Genomic DNA, 25,057 nt, shown 5'->3' on the forward strand with positions numbered 1-25,057 from the left:
CATACTGGAAAAAATACTCAGTCAGGGGGAGACACCGTGTATAAAGTCATCGTAGCGGACGATGAACCGCTAATGTTGGAAGGCTGGAAAACGATGATCGATTGGGAAGCATTCGGCTATCAATTGTGCGGAGCCGCTTCGGATGGGGACGAAGCGCTTGAATTGATCGAACAAATCAAGCCTGATCTGCTTTTGACGGATATTCGGATGCCTGGGCTGAGTGGGCTGGAATTAATCGGTGAGTTGGATAAGCGAAATCATCTGCATATGAAAAGTGTGATTGTCAGCGGCTACGCGGAATTCGATTATGCACGTCAAGCGATGCAATATGGTGTTGACCGGTATGTTTTAAAGCCAATTATGCCGGATGAAATCCATGATTTGTTGCAAGAGTTGAAAGCCCCGCTGGAATCATTGTCTACCGTGGAACTATCCAATTCGGTTCAGAACGCTGATATTCAGAGCGGTATTTTACAACTTCTACACGGACAGTTACACACAAGTTCGCAAGTCGAAAAGGTGCTAGGGGATATAGATCACCCTTTATTATCTGTATTGCTTACGGAATCTTCGTTGATAGGCGAATATTCCGACTTCAATCCTGTCCGTTTTGTTTTGGGAGAAATCGTAAGCCGAATGCGGGCAGATGGAATCTCTGCTTGGTTTTTTGAAGACGTTCAACCTCATATCGGGTTACTTGCCGGATGTTCGTCTGAATCGTTACTGACGTATGTAACGCAAGTAAACAACAGCTTTGCAGGGATAAGTACGTACACAAGTGGAACTGTAGAAAATCATACGGCTTTAACTTCTTTATATTTGGAGTTACAGCAACAACTTAATCACAGCGTTCAAAGCTTTCAGACCGTCAACAAGAAATCTCCGATACCAACGGCTCAACAGATCGCTGCGTCTCATGCACTAAGCACTAGGGAACAAAGTATCTATACAACGACGCTAACTGCAGCAGAATTTCTTTTGAAGCAAGTGAAAGCAGGAGAAGCCGAAGCTGCCGAAGCTGCGGTTAACGATTTATTTTATTTATTCGAAGAACAAGAGGTGCCAGAGGGGTGGAGCGATTCGCTTATCCGGCATATCGAAGATGAACTTTTACAGCTGTTATCCTATTCGCCTGAGCACTTGTCCAAGTTAGAACACTTAGAAAATAATACCCGTCAAGCACTCATTCTTCGTTGCCGAAGCCAAGCGCAGCAAGTTGCAGATTCGCTAGCTGGTCAATCTCAAGCTTCGACAAACCCGGTTCAAGCTATCGTTGCATATGCCAAAGCTCATTACCGCGACAAATTGCAATTACGTGAATTAGCGGACAAACTGCATATTAATTCGGTACATTTAGGGCAAGCCTTCAAGCGTGAGCTAGGTTGCTGCTTCAATGATTATATTCATCGTCTCCGCGCCGAAGAAGCACAGCGAATGTTACGCCGTACCGATATGAAGATTGCTGAAGTCGCAGAGCGGCTCGGGTATCATGATACTGAATATTTCAGTGCCAAATTCAAAGCCGCGACCGGAGAACTTCCTTCTGCGTACCGCACGCGAAAGCAGGTGGCTTCGTTATGAAACCACGGCGTTTGATTTTGTCGAAGCTTAACGATTTGCCGCTCAAACGTAAATTTTTGCTTATTTATTTGCTTTGTGTGTTGTTACCGATTATGACCATCAATCTGTTTTTTTATTTTCGTACAGTCGCCGATATTCAAACGCGCGAACAAGAAAATCTACGACGTTCGCTTGAACGTGCCAGTGGCGAGTTAATCGGCATGATCGATGAAAGTATTGCTTTAAGTCGATCGATTGCTGCCGACGATTTTCTGTATAAAGCTTTAGATGAAACGTATGCTTCGCCTTCCGATTATTATGTCGTATACGATGAGTCGCTACGCGATAAGCTGACTCGCTATATGTCTGCCAATATTGGAGAGGTGCGGGTGTATACCGATAATCAAAGTATTCAAAGCGGTTCCAATTACGGGGTGCTCAGCGATCGATATCCGAAGCCGGCGTGGTTAGATGCACTGAAAGATCCGTCTTCATCGATTGCCGTCACAGCTTATATGGATACCGAAACGCAGCAACCCAGACGGCGTCTGAGTGTAGTCGGCAAAATGGATGTCTATCCTTCGTATGCAACGTATCCCAAATACTCCAAAGTCGATCTGGATCTTGGGCGAGTGTCGGCGATTTTGAATCGCGAGCGCAGCGTGAAATTCCGATTGGTCAATCATCAAAATCAAGTCGTTGCGGACGGGATCGGTGGCAGAGACGGCGAAGGAAGTTTGTACGCAAATCCAGCGTTGACTCCTGAGCAAAAAAAATCCGGTTTTGCACTTGAACAGTCGCTTGGCAATCTTCGTTATATCGAAGGTTGGAAAGTCGTTGGGATTGCAGATACGCGCTATCTCGATGGGCTTCGTCTGGAATCGATGCGTTCGATTTTGTGGCTTGGCATACTCAGTACAATCTTGCCATCGTTGCTGATCTTTTTCATCTTCCGTTCGTATCATAGCCGGATCAAGCATCTGTACCGGCATATGGAAAAAGTCGGCGACCAACGTTTCGATTCGATCGTGATTGCGGAAGGGAAAGACGAAATCGGCGGGCTGATTCGTGCGTTTAATTCGATGTCGCAGCGGATCCGTCTATTGATTGACGATGTCTACAAACTTGAAATCCGACAAAAAAATCTCGAGCTTGACCGGGTGCGTACCGAACTTGCGATGCTGCAAAGTCAAGTGAATCCACACTTTTTATTCAATACACTCAATGCCGTAATGATTGTCTGTGCCAAAAACGGATATCGGGAAGTAACGGAAATTGTCAAAAATTTATCTATGCTGATGCGTCAGCTATTGAATCGACCCGACGATTTGGTTCCGCTTGAAGAAGAATTGAAATTTATCAAAATGTATCTGGATATTGAAAAATTCCGCTTCGGCGATCGATTTGATTATGTTTTCCGTGTTGAACCCAGCACATTGTCACTTCGAATTCCGAGTATGAGTCTTCAGCCGCTAGTCGAAAACGCGTGCAAGCACGGATTACAAGCGATCAAAGGCGATCGGAAAATCGAAGTCATCGCACGGATGACAGGAGACGGCTTGCAATTGGCGGTGTCCGACAACGGAATCGGTATCAGTGAAAGCCGAATTTGTGAGATCGAAAAGAGGATGGCTTCCGATTATTCGCCTGACGGTAATACGATCGGACTACGCAATGTGCATCGGCGCTTGGAATTGTTTTATCGACGGGATGTTCACTTAAGTCTGCAAAGTCAAGTCGGGCAAGGAACGGTAGTCGGATTTACGATTCCTTCGTTCTGGCTGCATGCAGAAGATCCAAATACGTATCTATGGGACAAGGAGGCATAAATATGTACAAAGTGCTATTGATCGACGATGAACCGTTAGCAATCGAAGGGTTGAAATGGCTGATTGATTGGGAGAAGTATGATTTTCATATTCAAGGCACTTACGACAATGGGGAAGATGCGCTTGAACATATTCGCCGAAATGCGCCTGATCTTGTAGTGACCGATATTCGGATGCCGGGCTTAGACGGATTGCAATTTATCGAAGCTGCACGAAAAATAGGCAATACGTCTACGTTATTTGTGATCGCGAGCGGATATGACGATTTCGATTATGCAAGGCGAGCCGTGCATTTAGGTGTATCGGGGTACTTAACAAAGCCTCTAATCGAAGAAGATACCCAGCAACTTCTAGCGAGGCTTTCTCGAGAATTACACAAACAAAAGTTAAAGAAAGCAGCAGAGGTTCAAAAACAAGCTTGGCAAGAGCAGTTGTTGCTACAAAAAATGCTGGATGATCCGCAAATGGATCTTTCACAAGATCAAGCGGGATTGCAGCTCTTATCTCAACAAGCGAATTATTGGTACTGGGCTAAGTTATCTGGCGATACCCGAATTTTTCCGACGCTTCGCGAACGGTTTCAAGCTTCAGTATTTGAAGTTGATTTCGTTAGATGGATTGAAAAAGATCGTTGCGGCTTTGTGATCGGAATTAGCGCACAACAGGAGAAGTTAGCCGATGATCAAATGCGAATCGTTGTGAAGCAATTAGAAAAACAACTTTCTACATCAGTCGCAGATTCCATAACACTCTCAATCGGATGCCAAGTGAACCAACCGCAGCAATTATGGCTTTCGGTAAATACAGCCGAGATCGCCTCTGTCGCCGCTTTTTTTAACGGATCGAAAATCGGATATTACGCCGATGCAGAAGGTATAGAGCCGTCTTCGGAAATACCAAGTTCACGATTGGCGCAACAGATCGCGGAGATTGTAGAAAAAGGTAGCGAAGATGAAGTGGACAAGCTTCTGACTTCTATATTCAAAGAGTTCCGTCGCAAATCATTATATCCATACCGGATTCAAGCTTTTGCGCAGCATATTGTACTGAGCTGTGCTTATATCTTAAAAGAGTTAGGCGGCGACCCCGAACCGCTCATTTCCCGTTCGCCGTTTTGTGGTCATTCAGCGCCGTTATCCGCATGGGAGCAGACTTTAAAGGCACTAAAAACCTTTTGTTTATCGTGTCGTCAAGAAGTACTATTGCTGCGCGAGTGCAGCGGAGGCGGTGTACAAGGGCAAGTCGCGAATTTTCTTCGCTGCCATTACACCGAGACGTTTACCATTCAGGAACTTGCCGAACGATTTTATGTGCATCCGACTTATTTGGGTCAATCGTTCACTCGAAAATATGGAGTCGGAATCGCAGAATTTGTGCATACGCTACGAATAGAAGAAGCTTGCCGGCTGCTGCAAGATTGCGATATGAACGTCTGCACAATCGCTGAACAGGTAGGTTACAAAGATTACCGACACTTTTTAAAGCAATTTGAAAAAAGAACAGGTAAGAAGCCGGCTCATTATCGGACGCTAGCTTACAGCTAGACGTCTTTTTTTGTGCAAAATCTGACTTTCCTAAAATTAGGGGGGGAAGAAGCTTAAATCCAGCCATTTTGTAAGCGTATACATTCAATCATAATAAAGAAGCAAAGAAGATTATATTTCCAGAGGAGGTCAATTGATGGGGGGTTATAAAGTGAAAAAATTATGGGGCAGCGTATCGTTGGTATTGGCTGCGGCGTTGACGTTAAGCGCATGTGGCGGCGGCGGAGATACCACCACAGCAGAAGACGGTTCAGAGATTACGACGATTTCCGCTTTTATTAGTACACCGAATCAAGCGCCGACGGAAGACAATCGGATTTATAAAAAGATTCAAGATGATCTGGGCGTTAAGTTAAATATGGAATTTTTGGTCGGCGATCTGCAACAAAAGCTCGGCGTTATGATCGCAGGCGGCGAATACCCGGATTTGATTACAGCGGATACGAAATTAGTGGCGGCAGGAGCGGTTATTCCGCTTGAAGATTTGATCGAAGAACACGCGCCAAATTTGAAAAAGCACTATGAGAAATATTGGAACCGAATGAAAGACTCCAGCGATGGGCATATTTATTGGTTGCCAAACTACGGCGCGTATTCCGGTGAATTCAACAGTAACTCGTATTCGGGCCCTGCGTTCTGGATTCAAAAAGCGGTACTGGAAGATGCCGGCTACCCAACACCGAAAACGCTGGATGATTTCACCAAGCTGATTCGTGATTACGCGGCGAAAAATCCTACAATCGATGGTCAACCTACAATCGGATTCAGTACACTTGCTTCCGACTGGCGGACTTTCCCGCTGCTGAACCCACCTGAGCATTTGACAGGGCACCCGAATGATGGGGGCGTAGTCGTAGATGATGGCGTAGCGACAGTATTCGCGGATAAAGACATTTCCAAGACTTATTACAAAGAACTCAATAACTTGTTTAACGAAGGTCTATTCGACAAAGAAGCTTTCGTACAAAACTATGACCAATACTTAGCCAAACTTTCCTCGGGACGCGTTCTCGGGATGTTCGACCAGCATTGGAATTTCCAGCCTGCCGAAGACACGCTGATTTCTCAAGGCAAAATCGATCGTACTTATGTCGGATTCCCGCTCGTCTATGATACTTCGATCAAAGATCATTATCTCGATCGTCCGGTTATCAACTTGAATAATGGATTCGGGATCAGCAAAAATGCAAAAGATCCAGTGAAAATCATCAAGTTCCTGGATGCGCTGATGGATGAAAAATATCAAAAAATGTTGAGCTGGGGCGAAGAAGATGTCGACTACAAAGTCGATGACAAAGGTCGTTTCTACCGGACGCCAGAGCAACGCAAAGAGCAAGAAGACCCAACATGGAAACTGGCAAACCGCGCAGATGGATTCTACGGTGCCGCTCCGAAAACACAAGGTACGTTCAGTGACGGTAACGCAACCGGTCCTGGCGACCAACCGGAAGAATTCTATGCCAGCTTAAAAGAAGAAGATAAAAAGATCTTGGATACGTACGGATTCAAAACATGGAGCGATTTCTTCTCGCCTGCCCCGGAAAACGAAGTGTATTACCCGGTATGGCAGATCGATCTGATCGAAGGGTCTGATGCGTCTGTTGCCAACAAGCAAATGACAGATACTTCGCTGAAGTTCTTACCGCAAGCCGTGATGGCGACCAATGGTAACTTCGACTCGGTATGGGATCAATATGTACAAGCTTTCAGCAAGATCAATGTGAAAGCTTACGAAGACCGCGTCAATGAACAAATTCAATGGCGGCTCGAAAACTGGTCGACAGACAAGTAAATCGGTAGCGAGTGTCGGGGAAACGAATACCGTTTCTCCGGCTATTCGCGCCTATCCAAGCGGTTAAGCCGGTAAGGGGGAGGCATCACTATGGCAAAAGTCATTTCACGCAAATCTGCAACCACAGATCTGCCTAAAACTTCATTACTCAAAAAGATGCGCGGTCAAAAGCAGTTGATGTTTATGTCGCTACCGATTGTCATTTATATTTTGGTTTTCTCGTACTATCCAATCTGGGGTTGGACGATGGCATTCCAAGATTACAGCCCGGCAAAAGCGCTTTCTGAACAAAAATGGGTTGGATTCAAACATTTTGCGTTTTTATTTACGGATGAAGCTTTCTTACGGGTACTCCGCAATACGATTGCAATGAGTTTAATCAATATGATTTTGGGGTTCGTTACAGCGATTGCATTCGCATTGCTGCTGAATGAAATCAAAGGACGCTTTTTCAAAAGAACGATTCAGACCGTATCTTATTTGCCTCACTTTTTGTCATGGATTATCGTAACGGGCATCGTGGCAAGTTCGCTATCCGTAGACGGAGGCATTATCAACGTACTCCTGCTCAAACTCGGATTTATTAACGAACCGATCATGTGGCTGAGCGTTCCCGAATACTTCTGGGGCATCGTCGGCGGTTCTCATGTATGGAAAGAACTCGGTTGGAACGCGATTATCTATTTGGCGGCAATCACTTCGATTGATCCTTCGCAGTACGAAGCAGCGGAGATCGACGGAGCGAATCGTTATCAAAAGATGCTCTACATTACATTGCCGGGTATCAAATCGATTATCGTAATCTTGCTGATTATGAATATGGGATGGATGTTGGAAGCTGGATTCGAAGTTCAGTATTTGCTGGGCAACGGGGTAGTCGTAGACTGGTCGCAAACGATCGATATTTTCGTGTTGAAATACGGAATTCAGATCGGCAACTATTCGCTCGCAACCGCAGCCGGTATTTTCAAAACAGTCGTGAGTATCACGTTGATTTTCGCAGCCAATTCGATTGCCAAGCGGATCGGCGATGACCGACTCATTTAAGAAAGGGGAAAGTCGATGAATACGAAAAAAGTAGGCATAGAGCCGGTCGTTTTCCATACGCTCAATACGCTGCTCATGATCGCGATCGCGGTCATTACGCTTTATCCGTTTCTTAATACATTCGCCGTATCGCTAAATGCAGGTAACGATACGATCCGCGGCGGGATCTATTTATGGCCACGGGTATGGACGGATCAGAACTACAAAGCGGTTTTTGCTAACGGCCATATTCTGAATGCGTTCTGGATCTCGGTTGCTCGAACGATTTTGGGAACGGTACTAAGTCTATTCTTGACTTCGATGTTGGCATATACGCTCAGCCGCAAAGATTATGTATTTCGTAAACCGATTACGATCTTGGTCGTACTCACGATGTACTTCAGCGCAGGCTTGATCCCGACTTATTTTTTGATCAAAGATTTGCATTTGCTGAACAACTTCTTGGTGTATATCATTCCGGGTCTGGTTAGTGCATTTAATATGATCGTGATTCGAACGTATATTCAGACGCTTCCCGAAGGGTTGATTGAATCCGCGAAAATCGATGGTGCCGGCGATTTCCGGACATTTATCTCGATTATTTTGCCGCTGTGCCAACCCGTGCTTGCCACCGTCGCTTTGTTCGTCGCGGTCGGGCAATGGAACTCTTGGTTTGATACGTTCTTGTACGCGTCATCGAAGCAACAACTGAGCACCTTGCAATTTGAATTAATGAAGTTGCTATCGTCTTCGATGAACTTGAACAGCAGCGCCGCTGTAACGAGTGGAGCCGATCCGGCTGCCGCGGCGCAAAGCATGGTTACGCCTGTCTCGATTCGCGCTGCGATCACCATTGTAGCTTCGCTTCCGATCTTGATCGTGTATCCATTTTTACAAAAGTATTTCGTACACGGTCTGCAATTGGGCAGTGTCAAAGAATAGGCGAGAGTTAAGATATTACGGAATCTTGAAAGGAGCTTCTTAGATGAATACAGAAATTCCGTCTTTACATCAAGCGTATACGGGGACATTCAAAATCGGAGCAGCGGTTAGCACTCGCACGCTTCGCCGAGAAGGTTCGTTTATCGCCAAGCATTACAATAGCCTCACTGCCGAAAATCAAATGAAATTCGAAGAAATCCATCCGGATCTTGATCGTTACGATTTTGCAGCCGCGGACGAAATCGTCGATTTTGCCATGCAGCATGGAATGGCACTTCGCGGACATACGTTAGTCTGGCATAATCAGACTCCGAATTGGGTATTTGAAAAAGAAGACGGTACTCCGGCTTCCAGAGAGCAGGTATTGGAGAGACTGCGTAGTCATGCTCAGACTGTGATGGGACGGTATATCGGCAAAATTCAAGCTTGGGATGTCGTGAATGAAGCGATTGAAGATAAAAGCGAGGAGTATTTGCGCGAAACCAAATGGCTGAGTACGGTCGGCGAAGATTATTTGGAGCAAGCGTTCCGTATTGCACACGAAGTCGATCCTTCGGCGCAACTGTTTTACAATGACTATAATGAAACGAATCCGGTCAAGCGCGATAAGATTTACCGCTTAGTCCGTTCGTTATTGGATGTAGGAACGCCAATTCACGGGATTGGGATGCAAGGGCATTGGAATTTATATGGCCCTTCAATTGATGAAATCCGCGAAGCTATTGAATTGTATGCTTCGTTGGGGCTTCGGTTACATATTACGGAACTCGATATTTCATCTTTTGATTTTGAAGATCGTCGTAGTGATTTGAAAGCTCCGACAGATGAGATGGCTCAGCGACTCACGCATCGATACGATGAAATTTTTAAGCTACTGACGGAATACCGCTCCGAGATCGATTCTGTCACATTTTGGGGAGCAGCGGATAACGGAACTTGGTTGGATGGGTTCCCGGTACGCGGACGACTGAACTGGCCGCTTCCTTTTGATCGAGAGTTGCAACCGAAACCTTCTTTTTGGAAGATCCTTGAGCATGGACAACGTTAAATCTATAGCATCTATCTAAATATCCAAAGGAGCGATCTTATGCGTACTCCATTCAATCAACCGATCGTGACTCATATTTATACCGCCGATCCATCGGCACATGTATTCGAAGGGAAATTATATATTTATCCTTCGCATGATTTGGATCACAATGAACCCAGCAACGATAACGGCGATCAATATAAAATGGAAGATTATCATGTGCTGTCTATCGATGAGATCGGCGGAGAAGTGACGGATCATGGGCAAGTGCTGCATGTGCGCGATGTGCCGTGGGCTTCCAAGCAAATGTGGGCACCTGACGCCGCGTACAAAAACGGAAAGTACTATTTGTTTTTTCCGGCACGCGACCATGAAGATGTATTTCGGATCGGGGTAGCGACTTCCATGTCTCCGCAAGGGCCTTTCGAAGCAGAACCGCATTATATTCCGGGCAGCTTCAGTATTGATCCGGCGGTACTTGTCGATGATGACAATCAATCGTATATGTACTTCGGGGGATTATGGGGCGGTCAATTGGAAAAATGGCAAAGCGGAAGTTACAAGCCTGATGTCGCGGAAGGACCACCTCACGATCAACCCGCATTAGGACCTTATGTTGCGAAGTTGAGCGAGGATATGTTGTCGTTTGAAGGTCAGCCACAGCAAATTTCAATTGTAGACGAAGATGGAAATCCGATTTTGGCAGGCGACGAAGAACGGCGTTATTTCGAAGGGCCGTGGATGCACAAACATCACAATCTTTATTATTTGTCTTACTCGACAGGCACCACGCACCAGATCGTCTACGCCGTGAGCGAAAATCCTCAAGGGCCTTTTCAATATAAAGGCGTGATTTTGTCTCCCGTTGTCGGCTGGACAACACATCATTCAATTGTTGAATTTAACGGAAAATGGTTTTTGTTTTATCATGACAGTTCCTTATCCGAAGGAGTCAATCACAAACGCTGCGTAAAATACGTGGAGTTGAATATCGGAGAAGACGGGACGATTGAAACGATTCATCCGTATGAAGTTATTGAAGCGGAAGCTTGAACCTGTCAGATACACTTTAATCAGTTGAGCCAAGCACCTTGAGCAATCAGGGTGCTTTTTTGCGCGCGATCCTATCCGAAACAAGCTTCCTCGAATTTTAAACACCTTTCAAAATATTTTACATAGTTTTTACAAAAGAAGTGTTTTGCGTTGATTTTCGAATCCTACAATGAGAACTGTAAAGCGGCTCGGACAACTCGGACAGAGAGAAGACGGTCGCAATCGTATGAATATACCTAGGAGGGTCAACCTACTCATGAAATCGAAAAAAACGTTATTCGGTACTTTAACACTTTCCGCAATGCTCGCACTTACTGCTTGTGGCGGAGGCAACACAGCAGCAACTACAGACGCGACAACAGGATCGGGTGCAAGCACGACTCCAGCAGCAACAGAAGCACCTGCTGAAGCTGGTGTATCCGGCGAAATCTTGGCAGTTGGATCGACAGCATTACAACCATTGGTTGATCAAGTTGGACAAAACTTCATGGCTGAAAATAAAGATGTGACCGTACAAGTACAAGGTGGCGGTAGCGGTACAGGTCTGACGCAAGTTTCTGAAGGCGCAGCAGACATCGGTAACTCGGATGTATTCGCGGAAGAAAAATTAGATGCTGACAAAGCAGCTGAATTGGTCGATCACCAAGTGGCGGTGGTTGCAATGGCAACTGTCGTAAATAAAGATGCAGGCGTAACAAACCTGACTAAGCAACAACTGCTTGATATCTTCAAAGGTACGATCACGAACTGGAAAGATGTAGGCGGCGCTGATCAAAAGATCACAATCGTTAACCGTCCAAGCAGCTCGGGTACACGTGCTACTTTCGAAAAATATGCACTAGGCGAAAAAGTTGAAAACGTACCGGGCGCAATCGAGCAAGATTCCTCGGGTACCGTTAAACAAATCGTTGCGGATACAAAAGGTGCTGTAGGCTACCTGGCATTCTCTTACCTCGATGATACGGTAACTGCTTTGTCTTATGACGGCGTAGAGCCAAAAGAAGAAAATGTACAAAGTGGCGAATACCCAATCTGGGCTTATGAGCACATGTATACAAAAGGCGAAGCTGAAGGCGCGACGAAAGCATTCCTGGATTACTTCATGACCGAAGAAGTTCAAAATGCAGATGTAACTGAACTGGGCTACATTCCAGTATCGAGCATGGAAGTTAAGCGCGATGCAGAAGGTAAAACAGTTCAATAATACATTCGACGCACCAGCAAAAAAAGAGGCGGTCTTTCCGCCTCTATTTTCGCGTTTATTAACGATTGGAGAGGGTATCCACTTATGGAAAATAATAAGGAAGCTGCTGCGCCTAAGCCGCGCGGATTAGCAAAACACCGTCGCGAAGATATGATCGGCAAAATTTATACGTATCTTTGTGTATTGATGTTAATTGTCGTGATTGTTGCGATTGTATACTTTGTAGCTTCAAAAGGTCTGGCAACTTTTTTCAAAGACGGCGTAAGCCCGCTCGAATTTTTGTTCGGCACGACTTGGAGCCCCGACGGCGATAATCCATCGTTTGGCGCATTGCCGTTTATCGGCGGATCTTTTGTAGTCTCGATGCTTGCGGCTCTGATTGCAGGTCCGCTGAGTATTTGCGCGGCATTGTTCATGACGGAGATCGTACCGGGTAAAGGCAAACGCATTCTGCAACCGGTTATCGAATTGTTGTCGGGTATCCCGTCCGTTGTCTATGGCTTTATCGGTCTGACCGTGTTGGTTCCGTTTATTTCTAAGTTGACAGGCGGCGATTCGCTTGGCTACGGCGTAGCAGCGGGCGCATTGGTCTTGTCGGTTATGATTTTGCCAACGATCACAAGTATTGCGGCAGATGCACTGGCGTCGCTACCGCGCGGGATGCGCGAAGCATCTTACGCACTGGGAGCAACACGCTGGCAAACGATCTACCGCGTTGTCCTGCCTACACTAGCTCCTTCGCTGTGGACAGGAGTTATCCTCGGTATTGCGCGTGCATTCGGTGAAGCGCTCGCTGTACAGATGGTAATCGGTAACGCGCCGTTCTTGCCGACATCGCTTCTCACATCGGCTTCTACGCTGACAAGTGTGATCACGCTGAATATGACGAATACATCGACCGGATCGGTTCAAAATAATGTCCTTTGGAGCATGGCGCTTATGCTGCTCTTTATGACCTTCGTATTTATTATCATCGTACGGTTGCTTCAAAGGAGGAATAAGCTGTGAAAGCAAAAACAGCCGATAAAATCGCCACAGGCGTCATTATCTTTTTTGCGGTACTCATCGTCGCTATCTTGGGAGGATTGCTTGGCTTTATCTTGATTCGAGGCATCTCTCATATTGACTGGCATTTCTTGACGTCGCCTTCACAAAACTTCAAAGCAGGCGGCGGTATTGGGCCTCAATTATTCAACTCGTTGTTCTTATTGGTATTAACGATGATCATCACCGTACCTCTAGGTTTAGGCGGCGGTATTTATATGGCGGAGTATGCAAAAGACAACAAATTGACTGGATTTATCCGTCTCGTTGTCGAAGTGTTGTCTTCGTTCCCATCGATCGTTGTAGGTCTGTTCGGCTTGTTGCTATTCGTTAACACATTTGACTTCGGTTATTCCTTGCTATCCGGCGCGATTGCTCTTGCGATCTTCAACTTGCCACTGATGGTACGGATTACCGAGCAATCGTTCCGTGCGGTTCCCCAAGAGCAAAAAGAAGCAGGGCTTGCACTCGGTCTATCCAAGTGGAAAATCATTACGTCGATCTTGCTGCCGGTAGCTTTGCCAAGCTTGATCACGGGTACAATCTTGGCGGCTGGACGGGTATTCGGTGAAGCGGCAGCATTGCTGTTCACATCCGGTATGACGACGCCACCACTGGATTTCACCGATTGGAATCCGTTCAACGCGCGTTCGCCAATCAACCCGATGCGTTCGGCAGAAACTTTGGCTGTACACATCTGGAAAGTAAACAGCGAAGGACGTATCCCGGATGCCAAAGACGTATCGGCTGGAGCTTCCGCAGTCCTGGTCATTATGGTATTGCTGTTCAACCTCGTGGCGCGTTGGTTCGGACGCGTCGTCTATCGTAAAATTACTGCTTCCAAGCAAGTGAACTAGGAGGGCTTCCGTTATGCAAACAACAAGCACACAACCTCGCTTCGGCACGGAAGAGCTAAGCGTCTTCTACGGCACGAACGAAGCGGTCAAAAAGATCAATATGGAATTTCCCGAAAAAAGCGTAACTGCGCTGATCGGCCCTTCGGGATGCGGCAAATCCACGTTTTTACGTTCGCTCAACCGGATGAATGACGAGATTGCTTCGGCAAAAGTTGTCGGCAAGATCTGGATGGATGGGCAAGACTTGAATAACAAAGAAACCGATGCGGTCACGCTTCGCCAAAAGATCGGTATGGTATGGCAGCGCCCGAATCCGTTCTATAAATCGATTTACGAAAATATTGCGTTTGGCCCTCGTTACCACGGAACGAAAAACAAAAAGCAATTGGATGAGATCGTCGAGCAAAGTTTGCGCAAAGCTGCGCTGTGGGATGAAGTCAAAGACCGATTGAAAGAATCGGCATTGGCTTTGTCCGGCGGTCAACAACAGCGTCTATGTATTGCGCGCGCGTTGTCGGTTAGCCCTCAAATTTTGCTTCTGGACGAACCGGCATCGGCGCTTGATCCGGTATCGACCGGCAAAGTCGAAGAATTGATTATCGAGCTGAAAAAAGAACTTCGAATCGTAATCGTCACGCACAATATGCAGCAAGCCGCGCGTGTATCAGATTCGACCGCTTACTTCTACTTGGGCAATCTGATTGAACACGACGAGACAACCAAGTTGTTCTCCAACCCTGCTAACCAAATGACGCAAGAATATATTATGGGTCGTTTCGGTTGATGAAAGTTTCATGCTTGTAATCTGTTCAGATCATTTGTTCAGCTATAGGCGCAACGATTCATACGATTAAATGTTGAACCGTTTCCTTCTACTGTAGAAGGAAACGGTCTTTTTTATTTCAACGACGGGATTGGATCGCAATATAGAGCAAGATTTTGTATGATTAATAAGTTAACAATGATAAGAACCATTTCCGATACGGAAAGGATGAAGATACATGCCGGATAAAATCTTGTTCGACAAGGAATGGATTCAACCTCAATTTTATATGGCAACCGAACGTAACCCCGAAGCCGTAGCCACTGCGACGCTTGAAGAACTATCCACGCCTGAAGGCGCGAAGTCTTTTTTGCATACTTTTGCCCAGCTGCTTCAAGCTCCTGATCTCCAAGCTGCTGTGACTTACTTTTGCAGTTGGTTTAGCGGAGCGGTGACGGCTTCTTTATATTTCCCGGTTGTAAAAGGAATCCGTCCGGATTTTTCGGCAAGTAACCTAAGCGCTCAGCTTTTTCGTTATGATAACGGCGGTCATTCGATGCAGATCGTGATCGATAGCCGATTAGCAGAACCAGCTCCGCAAAAAGAATCGCCTGCTAGATGGACAGAAGAAGGGTTCCGTCTTTTTTACGGAGAAACTTGTCGTCCTCTTTTTGAAAATTTTGCGGCGTTATCCGGTGTTCCCGTCGGAATGATCTGGGCACAGTTGCCGGGTCGACTCGACTATTTTGCGCAAACCTGGCGGACTCACCCGGATCTCAGCGTGGAGTTAGCGCCTTATGTCGAGCAATTAGAAAAAAGCTATGCACAAATTAAAAATTTAGAACCTCAATTATTCGGACGTAAAAAAAATCCGTTTGATCTACGGTTTCGTTATATTGAACATATGACCGATCCGACTCAGCAAATCCAGATGCGACCAAGCTGCTGTCTATATCATATGTTGCCTGGTGCCGAAGCTTGTTATAACTGTCCGAAGCTAAGCGAGCAAGACCGAGTAGAGCGAAGAGAGAAGGCGCGGGCGCAATGAATATTCCGATTAGCCGACCTACCTGTGATTCGCTGTCTCCTTATATCGTTGTCGTATCTGATACGCATATGCCGAGAATGGCAAAATCTTTACCGTCTGAACTGATCGAGGAATTGGAAAAAGCAGATCTGATTATCCATGCCGGAGATTGGACAAAGCCGGACGTATACAAGCTATTTGAAGCCTATGCACCGATCGAAAGTGTAGCAGGGAACAATGATGGCGACGAGATTATCGAGAAGTTCGGCTATCACCGGATTATCGAGATTGGTTCGATCCGAATCGGATTAACTCATGGACATATCGGACGCCGCAGTACGCCTGATAACGCAGCATCTGTTTTTCAAAATGAACAAGTGGATCTGATTATATTCGGTCACTCCCATATTCCGTTTCTTTCGCCAGAAGCAGATTCTAGCGAAGCCGTCCCTTTATTCAATCCCGGATCGCCTACCGACAAACGTCGTCAAAGCCAATATTCATTTGGAATCGTAACGTTTAACGGTGGAAAAGTTCAGTGTCAACATCGCTATTATGCAGAAAAAGGTTAAGACTATGTTTTGACGAGGTAAAAAGAGTGTTTTATAATGGGTATTTAATCCAAACACTCTAGTTAAAGAAGGTTATTTAATGAACAAAATATTATCTTCACCGCATATCACTCGAAAGCCCGATCGTTTATTCGTAGCGTCGGTCAGCATTCTATTTGCTAAACTTCTGATGCTACGCGGATTTTTCTTCGGGCATTATGAATTTAGCGGGATGTTTATCGACTTATTTACCGCGATCGGTGTGGTATGTATATTCGAATTGATCGTACCGCGCCGGGTTCGTTTCATATCGGCGTGGAGCGTCAACATCTTACTATCGGCTGTCTTTTTCTCAGCGGCAGTCTATCATTCTTATTTCGGTTCCGTCCCGACTTATGTTGTACTCGGTTCGCTGGGTCAGGTCCCGGAAGTCGGCAATATGGTCGGAGGTCTGATCAAACCCGCATTTTTCTTGTTTTTCGCCGATTTACTTGCTTTCGTGATTTCGATTGCTGTACTCAAAGTTCGTTCTCGCAAAGGATTATCCTTCCACAAACCGCGTCGTTCCCGATCGAATTGGGAAGGTAAAGCGACTCGGATGAGCCGGATCGTCGTATCGGTTGCTCTGATTGTATGTTTACTATTGTCAGGCGTATGGATCAATCGCAGTGTAGCGATCAGTAACGAGATTGTACGTGCGGAGAATGTAGGCTTTATCAATTATCAAGTCAGCACAGCGATTGAAAAACGCAAAGAACGGGATTTCCTTGAATCGACTTCTCCAGAAGAAGTACAGCGTCAAGTGAAGCAATTGCAACAATCGTTCCCGTACACAGAAGACGCTACATCCAATGCTAAAAGTCAATATTTTGGCGTTGCAAAAGGGATGAATGTCGTCGTCGTACAGATGGAATCGTTCCAAAACTTTTTGATTAACTATAAGCTCGATGGAAAAGAAGTCACACCTAACCTCAACGCACTCATGAAAAAAAGCTTCTATTTCCCGCATGTGTATCAGCAGATCGGACAAGGGAATACTTCCGATGCTGAGTTTATTTCGAATACGTCGATCTATCCGACTGCGGACATCGCGATGTCTACCGGTTATGGAGATCGCAAAATTCCAAGCTCTCCAAAATTATTAGCAGAAAAAGGTTATCAAACCGCGACGTTCCAAATCAATAACGCTTCGTTTTGGAATCGAAATCAATTGTATCCGGCGCTTGGTTTCCAAAATTTTTATGACAAACCAAGCTACGAAAACGATAAGTTCAACAATTTTGGCGCATCAGATGAAGAAATGTACAAAGTCGGTTTAGAAAAAATCGATGAAATGACGGCGGACGGGTCGAATTTTTATACGCAATTTGTGACCACTTCCAGTCATGCGCCTTTTGATGTACCGGAACAATTTCAACAATTCGAGATTCCTGAACGCTTGCAAGGTACGCAGCTTGGCAGATATCTGAATGCTCAACATTATACGGATTATGCGTTAGGTAAGCTGATCGACGGGCTCAAAGAAAAAGGATTATGGGACAATACTGTATTGATGGTCTACGGCGACCACGGTGGATTGTCTACCGCAGATAATGATCCGAAGTGGGTGTCCGACATGCTTGGGATTTCATACGATGCGAATGCGAGTCGATTTAATATTCCATTAGGTATTCACGTGCCGGGTGTGGAAAAAGGTAAAGAAGTTAAGCTTGCAGGCGGACAGATGGATTTTGTTCCGACTCTGATGAATTTACTTGGCATTTCGTTGGAACAAGAATCGTACACGGCATTCGGTCGAGATCTGCTGAATACGGATCGCAACGTAGCAGGTATCCGATATTATCTGCCAACCGGTTCTTTTGTCGGGGATAACATCTTATTTATTCCAGGTAAAGGATTTGAAGACGGAACCGCAATCTCTTTGGATACGCATGAACCGATTACCGATCTTGAGCCTTACCGTGAAGATTACGAACATATATTGAAGTTAATGAAATTATCTGATGATTATGTCAAAGTATTGCCTAGACGTGGTTTCGGTGCCAATTAGTTTTAATCGGTTTTTCAAATCGTAGAGAAGAGGTACACGCGTAGATGTATGATCCAAAAGAAATTGTTCGTTGCCGCTGGGTCAATGACGATCCGCTCTATATTCGTTATCATGACGAAGAATGGGGTGTACCCAATCACGACGATCAGAAGTGGTTTGAACTATTGACACTTGAAGGCGCGCAAGCCGGGCTTAGTTTTTATACTGTATTAAAAAAGCGGCAGCGTTATCGCGAAGTGATGGATGATTTTGATCCGGAACTTGTTGCGCAGTATGATGCAGCCAAGATCGAAAACCTATTGCAAGACGCCGGCATTATCCGTCATCGCGGCAAACTGAATGCTACGGTCAAAAATGCTCAAGCTTTTTTGCGTGTTCAACAAGAGTTCGGCAGCTTTGATCATTATATATGGGCATTTGTATCCGGTGTACCGATTGTTAACCATCATCAAGTGCCGGGAGATGTTCCGGGAAGCAATGAACTTTCGGATCGCCTAAGCAAAGATTTGAAAAAAAGAGGATTTACTTTCGTCGGAAGTACGATCTGTTATGCTCTTATGCAAGCTTCGGGAATGATTGATGATCATTGGGAATATTGTATATGTCGTACCCGGCATAATACCGAGTCGCAAGAAGCTTGAAGCGGGTAATAAAGGATAGATGTACAAGCAAACAAGCTCTGCTATGGCGAAAGGGGTCGGATAACGATGAAAGTCATGATTACTCAACAAGAAGCAATGCAACGGAAAATTTGGAGTCAAATTATCGCCATGTTCGGATTAGATCCGGACAAAGATTATTGGGAAACGGAACAGTTTATTTTGACCGAAGAACAAGCTCGCGAAGTTGGACTGATTCGTTAGATTTAACAAATCATGAATAGCAACAAAAAAGCTGTCGGCGTCGCAATCAAGCGATACCGGCAGCTTTTTTGTTGATCAAGCGATCAAGCATAAATACAATTATTGCTCCTTACATAACATAAGGGCGCGTTGCGTCTGGGAACCAAATATTTGGTAGATCCCCTACGCTCATTGGACGACAAATCAAGTATCCTTGAATGCCTGGGCAGCCCATATTCATCAGTTGAATGAGCTGCTCACCGTCTTCGACGCCTTCCGCGACGACATCCAAATTCATTGCACGCGCCATCGCGAGAAGCGCTGAGATCACGGCTGGATTCATCTGTACAATAAAGGAACGATCCAGCTTAAATTTATCGATCGGAATTTGAGACAAAATACCAAGTGACGAATATCCGGTTCCAAAATCATCAAGTGAAATCGTATAACCTTGCGCTCGAAGTTGTTCCAAAATCAAGCAAATTTCTTCGAGGTTTCGCATCACGAGTGATTCGGTGACTTCCAAATCAAAATGCCTGGAAGGCACGCCTTCTTCGGTAAGAATCGTATTCAGACGTTCAACGAAATATTCTTCTTCAAATTGTACACGCGAAATATTTACTGCGATCCGTACATCCGGTCCGAACTTTTCACGGATAGCCGGTAAATCGCGGCAAGCTTGCCGGATCACCCACTCGCCGATCGGAACAATAAGCCCGGTTTCTTCTGCTACCGGAATAAAATCAGCAGGCGAGACCATTCGGGTATGACCCAAATTCCAACGCAGGAGTGCTTCAACTTCAACCACTTTATTTTGTGAAGCGTCGAAGATCGGTTGATAATGCAAGATCAATTCATCACGTTCGATACAATGGTTTAGCGCGATCTCGTAGTCGAATTTAAGGACCTGATCGTAACGTAAATCTTCATTATATTCATGGTAACGGTTGCGACCTTTGCTTTTGGCATAATAGAGCGCAATATCTGCTTGTCTTAACAAGACTGATAATTCGGAACGTTCAGCAGATACGGCAATCCCTACGCTTGCACTCACGCGTACCGAACGTCCTTTTAAGATAAAAGGCTCGTCCAGCACTTCAAGAATCCGTTTGGCTTGTTCTGCGGATTTTAAAATAGGGGTGTCGCAAACGATAATAAATTCGTCGGCACCTTGACGCGCAATCGCATAAGGCGAATCAAAAGCTTTGCGGAAACGCTGCGCGACTTCGATCAGCAAGATATCGCCGGTTTCATGACCCAGCGCATCGTTGATACTTTTAAAGTTATCGAGATCGATTAAGAAAAGACCGAACGATTTATGCAAAAATTCGTAAAGAAAACGTCGATTGAACAATTGAGTCAATTCGTCATGATACGCGTAATGATGCAAATGTTGCCGATCTTCCGCACGGGTAATATGATCGCGAGTCATACAAGTGATCGCTTGTATGTTGCCATGCTCGTCAAAGATTGGAGACAAAATACTTTCGCCGCTCAGTGATCCTGTTGGCAACAAAGCTCCGTCAGCAAACCGAATACTTTCGCCTTTCTCAATGACTTTCATATATTTGTGATGCAGATATTTTCCCATTTCCGGTTCGTGCGTAAATACTTCTTCGAAAGTTCGTCCCATATGTTGAGGTCCAATATGACTGATTTCAGCGGCAGCTCGATTCACATAACGATATCGAAAATGCTTACCGTCCCAATCCATAACATATAAAGAATCCTCCAGCGCATGAAGGTATTGGGCAAGATCTGATGCTTGGTCTTTCATTTGTGTCATTTTATAAAAGCCCTCCTTATCCGCCTACAACCGAGATACCTAATTTATATAGTCCTATCATACTATGTGTAGGCGTCCACGCAAAGGGAAGAAAGGAGGATAGCCTCATCTTTATTGAAAAGAATTTTTCTCATTTTAGCAGAACGTTTGATGCTTATTGACAACGGGTAAAAAAAGGAAACGACAATATCGGGAGGAATAGCAGATGATTAAAAAAATCTCAGCCACTTTCGAACGAGAAGAACAAGCGATTCAAGCGATTCATGATCTGCAAACAGCCGGCTATAGCCAAGACGATATCTCTATCGTAACCAAAGACCGCAAAGAATCCGAAGCACTGCGAACCGAAACCGGTACAAAAGCGCCAGAAGGATTAACCGCAGGAGCGATTACAGGCGGAACACTCGGCGGAGCGGCAGGCGTCATCGCAAGTCTGGGGGCTCTAGCCATTCCGGGCATTGGACCTCTTCTTGCAGCTGGACCGATTGCAGCCGGGCTTGCCGGAGCAACAGTGGGAGCCGGAATCGGCGGACTAACTGGAGGATTTATTGGTCTGGGTATTCCGGAAAAAGAAGCGGAATATTACGATGAACGTGTACATGAAGGCGACGTACTCGTCATGGTCGATGAAGACGAAGCGATGCGTAGTCAAATCTACGAAATCTTTGAGCGTAACGGGGCGAATAATACCTCGTACTTCGACCCCGCCGGAACTTCACGTACTTCAGGCATGGCGCCTGTGGACGAACGAGTCCCGCCAGCCGGTGTAGATTCCAATACGTTAGAAAATTCATCTGAGAAAGACCGTTCGGCTTACGATCAATCCGATGATATTGATTTTCGTGATACGACCGACCCAACACGTCAAGCTTCAAACTTAATCATCGGACAAAACGACCGCCCTTACAAAGGCGAATAAATCACCAAAAAAGCCGACTGCTGGATATACAGTCGGCTTTTTTGGTGATTTGGTGGGGGAATCGAGGATACTGCGAGAGAAATTTGTTGCGGTCGCTTGTTGAAATTGGGAAAAGAGATTGAAGTTGTAGTTGATTGTTCCCGATTTCAAAGGCGAACATTCCATTCCTAAACTGAATTTATCTCTCCATCAGCTCGCTTCTAGTTACTGTAGTTTTGGAACGAAAAAACGACGGAAAGTAACCGTCGCTTTTTCTTTTAAACTCTATTCAATGTTAGAAACCGCGCAGCAGCGGAGGAAGAAATTCAGAGAAAAACGCCTTTGAACTCGGAAAATTCCTTGCTCCAATCCAATTCCATTTTCCGAGTGAAACAGCGTTTTGAACCAATTTCTTCCGAAGCGTCTTCCAAAGCGGTTCCTAACGCATCAAAGTAACATTTTACGCCGAAGCTTTTGAAGCATCCTGATGCGATACGGTCGAACTTTTACGCTGACGTTGTTCTCTACGATGATATAGTCCGTAATATACGGCGAGCGAAAGAAGAACCGTCACGCCTCCGACAGCGTACATTGCCGAGTACCCCGCAGAAGAAGCTAGACGTCCAAGTAGATAAGAACCTAATCCATAACCAAGATCGAAAAATACGAAGTAGGTTCCGGTCGCAAGCCCGCTACGGTGTGCGGGAGCCGATTGGATCGCAAGGGTTTGGAAACTTGGGATGATCGCGCCGTAACCTAGGCCGATAATCGCCGCTGTAATCAAGAAAAAGGTTGCCGAATGCGCTTGGCTTAACGCGATCATGCCAATCGCAAATAAAGCGATACCCGGATAGACCAGCATATGCGCGCCGCGACGGTCGAACCATCTTCCGGTAAACGGGCGAGAAAGCAGGACCATCGCTGCAAATACGATGAAGAAATAACTCGCAATACTTTTGAGTCCCAAAGAATTCGCATAGACCGAGATGAAAGTCGAGATAGCTCCGTAAGCGAATGCAATCAGAAAACCTGCCGATGCAATCGGAATCGCGCGGAATTCGATAAACCGTTGAATATGCCACGCGCTTAATTCACTAGGTTTACGTTCGTGCTCTGGAATATGACTAATTACGCCGAATAAACAAGCCAAAGCTGCAAAGATCGTGATGCAGATAAATAACACCGGATACCCTGCATTTGACGATACCGACAACCCGATAAAAGGTCCAAACACCATAGCTAGACTCATAAATAGGGTGAAGTATCCAATACCTTCGCCTTTGCGTTCACGCGGAATGACGTCCAAGACGACGGTAGACGTCGTAGTCGCTGCAACCCCGAATGAAATACCGTGTACGAAGCGAAGAACAAGCAACAATGTATAGTTGGGTACCCATAGATACAAAAAGCTGCATAAAGCAAACATAATAACCGAGATCACAAGAAGCTTTTTACGGTTGATTTCATCCAGCCATTTGCCTGTTAACGGACGAAAAATAACAGCCGCAATAACGAATACGGTTGTCACGAGCCCGATTCCGTTTTGACTGCCACCCAATTCATTTAACGCGTATTCCGGCAAAGTTACCGCTAAAATATAAAAGTTAATAAAAATAAAAAAACTACTAAAACTGATGGTCAAAAAATTACGGCTCCATAACGATTGTTTTTCCAAGATGATAGGCCTCCTAAATCTTATCCATAAACGAATATTTAATTGTCTTAACAAGTATATCGTTTAACCTCAACCTTTGTCAATTTCAGTCTTTTTTGATCAAGGTCGTGAAGAACAGGGGGAGTTAAGGTTCGTTTTTGCCGATCTTATGATATGCTGAAACTATCTAATATGTTGACGAAAAAACGTTGAAGAACGGAGGATTATTCATGTCGGAAGAAGTGAGCCGAGTGCACCGGATTCCTTTTAGTCGTATTCGCGGCGTGCTGGGGATTAGGCAGAAGATTACGAATGTATACGCGGATCATGTGAATCAATGCGTCGTTGTCGAAACAGACAAAAACGTGCGAATTCCAAGTACGATCATTGAAGTGAAAAATACGTATCTCGATGTGCGAACGGTGAGCGCCGAAGAATATAACCGAATGCCTTACACGCCTAACGTAACCGATAAATTAAAAGCCTTATTGGACGAAGCTGAGCGGGAAGTGTTAAGACAAAGTCTGCATGAGGCAATCGGAAAAGCGGAACATCGTCTGCAAACGGAGTTGTCGGAATCGGAACGTTTGGAACAAGAACGCTTTTTGAAAAGCGCCCGTAGAGCGTTCAACAAGCTGAATGGCGATTTATAACTTGTTCCAATCTCTTTTTCAGGCTACAATAAATAGGTGTGAAATTTAGGACATAACCAATCAATGGAAAGCGAGCGGGATAGATATGGGTCGTAAATGGAATAATATTAAGGAAAAAAAAGCTTCCAAAGATGCTAACACTAGCCGGGTTTATGCAAAATTCGGCGTTGAAATTTATGTAGCAGCCAAAAAAGGCGAGCCGGACCCGGAATCGAACCGTGCACTTAAAGTCGTGCTGGAACGTGCGAAGACGTATAATGTACCGAAAGCGATTATTGATCGTGCGATGGATAAAGCAAAAGGTAGCGGCGACGAGACGTATACCGAGCTTCGTTATGAAGGATTCGGTCCGAACGGATCGATGGTTATCGTGGATGCGCTGACGAACAACGTCAACCGCACAGCATCCGATGTTCGTTCGGCTTTTAACAAAAACGGAGGTAATCTCGGCGTAAGCGGATCGGTCGCTTATATGTTCGACGAGACAGCCGTAATCGGTATTGAAGGCAAGACCGAAGAAGAAGTGCTTGAACTGTTGATGGAAGCAGATGTCGATGCACGCGATATTTTGACCGAAGATGAAGCGGTTATCATTTATTCAGCGCCAGATCAATTCCACGCCGTGCAAGAAGCGCTTCGCGCAGCTGGAATCGAAGAGTTTACGGTAGCTGAAATTACGATGTTGCCTCAGACTTTTGTATCGCTGGATGCAGAGTCGGAAAAGCAATTCGAGAAAATGATCGACGCGATCGAAGATTTGGAAGATGTTCAACAAGTCTATCATAACGTTGATTCTGAAGAAGAATAAGCGGATTTTCCAAAGCGGAATAGCCTCAAATGGCTATTCCGTTTTTTCGTATCATCGACTATATATCTTATCCGTTGCTTTTTAACTTAGTCGGTATGTCCCGTAGGCGATCCTTTAACTTTCATGTAAAATAAAAACAAATCT

At 45.3% G+C, this 25,057-nt stretch carries 22 protein-coding genes; 20 read left to right on the forward strand and 2 right to left on the reverse strand.

What is annotated here, in order from left to right:
* Positions 1–36 precede the first annotated feature (36 nt).
* The 17 genes from NOM90_RS19290 to NOM90_RS00905 all read left to right on the forward strand — a co-directional run bounded on the left by NOM90_RS19290 (position 37) and on the right by NOM90_RS00905 (position 19,135).
* A complete protein-coding gene (locus NOM90_RS19290) occupies positions 37–1,581 on the forward strand; it encodes a response regulator (protein ID WP_255939282.1) in 1,545 nt (514 codons plus the stop codon).
* Complete coding sequence (locus NOM90_RS00830; RefSeq protein ID WP_255939284.1) at positions 1,578–3,389, forward strand: sensor histidine kinase; 1,812 nt, start codon at positions 1,578–1,580, stop codon at positions 3,387–3,389. Before NOM90_RS19290 ends, NOM90_RS00830 begins: the two co-directional genes overlap by 4 nt.
* Positions 3,390–3,391: 2 nt before the next feature.
* Positions 3,392–4,933 (forward strand): response regulator transcription factor, encoded by a 1,542-nt coding sequence (locus NOM90_RS00835; RefSeq protein ID WP_255939285.1) that lies wholly within the window; start codon positions 3,392–3,394, stop codon positions 4,931–4,933.
* Between the two features lie 136 nt (positions 4,934–5,069).
* Positions 5,070–6,725, forward strand: coding sequence for an ABC transporter substrate-binding protein (locus tag NOM90_RS00840; protein ID WP_255939286.1), 1,656 nt, complete (start codon positions 5,070–5,072; stop codon positions 6,723–6,725).
* A gap of 90 nt (positions 6,726–6,815) precedes the next feature.
* A complete protein-coding gene (locus tag NOM90_RS00845; protein WP_370866545.1) occupies positions 6,816–7,772 on the forward strand; it encodes an ABC transporter permease in 957 nt (318 codons plus the stop codon).
* A 15-nt stretch (positions 7,773–7,787) separates the two neighbouring features.
* The gene (locus NOM90_RS00850) at positions 7,788–8,693 is read left to right on the forward strand and encodes a carbohydrate ABC transporter permease (RefSeq protein WP_255939288.1); all 906 of its coding nucleotides are present in this window, start codon (positions 7,788–7,790) and stop codon (positions 8,691–8,693) included.
* 43 nt (positions 8,694–8,736) lie between these two features.
* On the forward strand, positions 8,737–9,741 hold the full coding sequence (locus NOM90_RS00855) for an endo-1,4-beta-xylanase (protein ID WP_255939290.1): 1,005 nt from the start codon (positions 8,737–8,739) through the stop codon (positions 9,739–9,741).
* Between the two features lie 39 nt (positions 9,742–9,780).
* The gene (locus tag NOM90_RS00860) at positions 9,781–10,776 is read left to right on the forward strand and encodes a glycoside hydrolase family 43 protein (protein ID WP_255939291.1); all 996 of its coding nucleotides are present in this window, start codon (positions 9,781–9,783) and stop codon (positions 10,774–10,776) included.
* A gap of 256 nt (positions 10,777–11,032) precedes the next feature.
* Entirely contained in the window at positions 11,033–11,980 is a 948-nt protein-coding gene (locus NOM90_RS00865) for a phosphate ABC transporter substrate-binding protein (RefSeq protein ID WP_255939292.1), read from the forward strand.
* 84 nt (positions 11,981–12,064) lie between these two features.
* Positions 12,065–12,988, forward strand: coding sequence for a phosphate ABC transporter permease subunit PstC (pstC, locus tag NOM90_RS00870; protein WP_255939294.1), 924 nt, complete (start codon positions 12,065–12,067; stop codon positions 12,986–12,988).
* The gene (gene pstA / locus NOM90_RS00875; protein WP_255939296.1) at positions 12,985–13,881 is read left to right on the forward strand and encodes a phosphate ABC transporter permease PstA; all 897 of its coding nucleotides are present in this window, start codon (positions 12,985–12,987) and stop codon (positions 13,879–13,881) included. Before pstC ends, pstA begins: the two co-directional genes overlap by 4 nt.
* Before the next feature lie 13 nt (positions 13,882–13,894).
* Positions 13,895–14,665: a phosphate ABC transporter ATP-binding protein PstB gene (gene pstB / locus NOM90_RS00880; RefSeq protein WP_255939297.1), complete on the forward strand. Its 771-nt coding sequence runs from the start codon at positions 13,895–13,897 to the stop codon at positions 14,663–14,665.
* Positions 14,666–14,882: 217 nt separating this feature from the next.
* A complete protein-coding gene (locus NOM90_RS00885; RefSeq protein WP_255939298.1) occupies positions 14,883–15,692 on the forward strand; it encodes a (2Fe-2S)-binding protein in 810 nt (269 codons plus the stop codon).
* On the forward strand, positions 15,689–16,243 hold the full coding sequence (locus tag NOM90_RS00890) for a metallophosphoesterase family protein (RefSeq protein WP_255939300.1): 555 nt from the start codon (positions 15,689–15,691) through the stop codon (positions 16,241–16,243). Before NOM90_RS00885 ends, NOM90_RS00890 begins: the two co-directional genes overlap by 4 nt.
* 79 nt (positions 16,244–16,322) lie before the next feature.
* Positions 16,323–18,272: an LTA synthase family protein gene (locus NOM90_RS00895; protein WP_255939301.1), complete on the forward strand. Its 1,950-nt coding sequence runs from the start codon at positions 16,323–16,325 to the stop codon at positions 18,270–18,272.
* A gap of 44 nt (positions 18,273–18,316) precedes the next feature.
* Complete coding sequence (locus tag NOM90_RS00900) at positions 18,317–18,913, forward strand: DNA-3-methyladenine glycosylase I (RefSeq protein WP_305120884.1); 597 nt, start codon at positions 18,317–18,319, stop codon at positions 18,911–18,913.
* 66 nt (positions 18,914–18,979) lie between these two features.
* Positions 18,980–19,135, forward strand: coding sequence for a hypothetical protein (locus tag NOM90_RS00905; protein ID WP_255939302.1), 156 nt, complete (start codon positions 18,980–18,982; stop codon positions 19,133–19,135).
* A gap of 109 nt (positions 19,136–19,244) precedes the next feature.
* Here NOM90_RS00905 and NOM90_RS00910 read toward each other — a convergent pair whose 3' ends face one another.
* Positions 19,245–20,900, reverse strand: a complete 1,656-nt coding sequence (locus tag NOM90_RS00910; RefSeq protein ID WP_255939303.1) for a putative bifunctional diguanylate cyclase/phosphodiesterase — start codon at positions 20,898–20,900, stop codon at positions 19,245–19,247.
* A gap of 205 nt (positions 20,901–21,105) precedes the next feature.
* On the opposite strand from NOM90_RS00910, the gene NOM90_RS00915 reads away from it, so the two are divergent.
* Positions 21,106–21,819: a general stress protein gene (locus NOM90_RS00915; protein ID WP_255939304.1), complete on the forward strand. Its 714-nt coding sequence runs from the start codon at positions 21,106–21,108 to the stop codon at positions 21,817–21,819.
* 439 nt (positions 21,820–22,258) lie between these two features.
* Here the strand turns inward: NOM90_RS00915 and NOM90_RS00920 are convergent, their stop codons facing one another.
* On the reverse strand, positions 22,259–23,473 hold the full coding sequence (locus tag NOM90_RS00920; RefSeq protein ID WP_255939305.1) for an MFS transporter: 1,215 nt from the start codon (positions 23,471–23,473) through the stop codon (positions 22,259–22,261).
* Between the two features lie 209 nt (positions 23,474–23,682).
* On the opposite strand from NOM90_RS00920, the gene NOM90_RS00925 reads away from it, so the two are divergent.
* Both NOM90_RS00925 and NOM90_RS00930 read left to right on the forward strand, forming a co-directional pair.
* Positions 23,683–24,105 (forward strand): hypothetical protein, encoded by a 423-nt coding sequence (locus NOM90_RS00925; RefSeq protein WP_255939306.1) that lies wholly within the window; start codon positions 23,683–23,685, stop codon positions 24,103–24,105.
* An 85-nt stretch (positions 24,106–24,190) separates the two neighbouring features.
* Complete coding sequence (locus NOM90_RS00930; protein ID WP_255939307.1) at positions 24,191–24,913, forward strand: YebC/PmpR family DNA-binding transcriptional regulator; 723 nt, start codon at positions 24,191–24,193, stop codon at positions 24,911–24,913.
* Positions 24,914–25,057 lie beyond the last annotated feature (144 nt).

The organism is Saccharibacillus sp. JS10 (assembly GCF_024436065.1).
Lineage (GTDB): Bacteria > Bacillota > Bacilli > Paenibacillales > Paenibacillaceae > Saccharibacillus.